Annotated in this window: 2 protein-coding genes; both read right to left on the reverse strand. The window is 67.7% G+C overall.

Going from position 1 to position 1,674, the window contains the following annotated elements:
* On the reverse strand, positions 1-393 hold a 393-nt coding region (locus ACE3UY_RS11540; RefSeq protein ID WP_374687674.1), incomplete at its 3' end, for an isocitrate/isopropylmalate family dehydrogenase.
* A gap of 41 nt (positions 394-434) precedes the next feature.
* On the reverse strand, positions 435-1,674 hold a 1,240-nt coding region (locus tag ACE3UY_RS11545), incomplete at its 5' end, for a lipid II:glycine glycyltransferase FemX (protein WP_374687675.1).

The raw sequence follows: 1,674 nt of genomic DNA on the forward strand, positions 1-1,674 counted from the left end.
GCGCGCCCCGTAGGCGTCGTCGCGGGCCATGCGCACGATGCTGATGGGGGCGTACATGCCGCCCACCGGCCGCACGCCGGGGATGCGCCGGCCGGTGCGCAGGATGATCTCGGCGTCCATCTCCTCGCGCAGAATGGCGTTGGGGCTGCCCACGTCGCCCGACTTCTCCGGTGTGATCGTCGCCGCCTTCAGGCCCACGCGGTAGTCGCGGATGGCCTTGCCGGCCTCGTAGACGACCTGGTTCTTCGTCGCCCGGCGATTCTCCAGACTCAGGTCGAAGCGCAGGAACTCCAGCGGGTAGCGGATCACGTCCTGTTGCAGAACGCGCAATGACTCTTCAAGGAGTTCCTGCCCCGTTTGATCCCCGTCCAGTATGACGATCGTCCTGCTCATCTTGCCTCCGGAGGTGGTGGTTAGTGGTCAGTGGTCAGTACTTAGAGGTACATGACCGGCGATCTGGTAATCTGCGAAATCGGCGTAATCTGCGGATGATCTTTCTTCCCGCGCAGCCAATCCAGATAGCGCGGGATGGCCCGGGTGTAGAAGCGATACCACAACGGCCGCACCGGATAGTCCCACGCGCCGATGAAGCGCACCACTTCGCCGTTGAAGCCCGCCTTGAAGCGCCACACGCCCCACAGCCGGTCGCTCTCTACAAACTCGTCGGGCGCGCCCCAGAAGTCGTAGACGCGGCAGCCTTGCGCCCTGGCCCAGCGGATGGCCTCCCATTGCAGCAGATGGTTGGGCATGCGCTCGCGGGCCTCGCTGCTCGACGCGCCGTACATGTAGATGGCCCGCTCGGCGAAGCGCACGACGATGATCGCCGCGACCGGCCGCCCCTCCACCTCGGCCACGAACGGCTGGGCCAACCCCGCGTTGTAGAGCCCCGTCCAGCCGTCGAGGTAGTAGGCCGGCGGCCGGATGGTGAAGCCGTCGCGGGCGGCCGTCTCCTGGTAGAGCGCGGCGATAGCCGGGAAGTCGCCCGCCGTCCCCAGGCGCACCGTCACCCCCTTGCGCTCGGCCAGGCGGATGTTGTAGCGCGTCTTGGGCTTCATGGCCGCCAACAACTGCTCCTCGCTGCCCTCCAGCGGCAACTCGACCGTGTTGCGGAACTGCACCTGCTCATCGGAGGGCAGCCAGCCGCGCCCCCGCAGGTCGCGCATGACGGCCGCGCCGGTGGGCGAGACGCGCTCCTCCTCCAGCCCCCAACTACGCACCACCTCGGGGTCGATCTTGATGAAGATGGCTCGCTCGCGCCGGGCCAGCGCCTCCAGTTGGGCCAGCACGCGGCGGCGCAACTCGGCGTCACGGTAGTCGAGAGCCGGCCCCTTGGGCACGTAGAGGATGGAGAAGGGCAGACGCGGCGTCTTGCGCTTCAGCACCAGGGCCGCAGCAGCCGCTTCCCAACTGTTGCCGGCCACCGACAGGGTCAGCGGCATGACCTGCCAACCCCAGCGCGACTTGAATTGTCCCCAGGCCCAGCTTTGCAGCGCGTGAGCATGAGGCAGCCGCGCCAACGTCTGATCCCAGGTGGCGGGCGAGTCTTCGCGCTTGAACGTCGAGGCGCGGTAGGTTGGTTCGCCGGTCGTCGTTGCCATCGATAGCCAGCCGCGGCCACAGGCCGCGGCGGCCCTTATCTTACTGTGTTCGCGCCGCCCGCGCACCAACCAGCGC

This window comes from Promineifilum sp. (SeqCode) (genome assembly GCF_041918635.1).
In the GTDB taxonomy this organism is placed as follows: domain Bacteria; phylum Chloroflexota; class Anaerolineae; order Promineifilales; family Promineifilaceae; genus Promineifilum.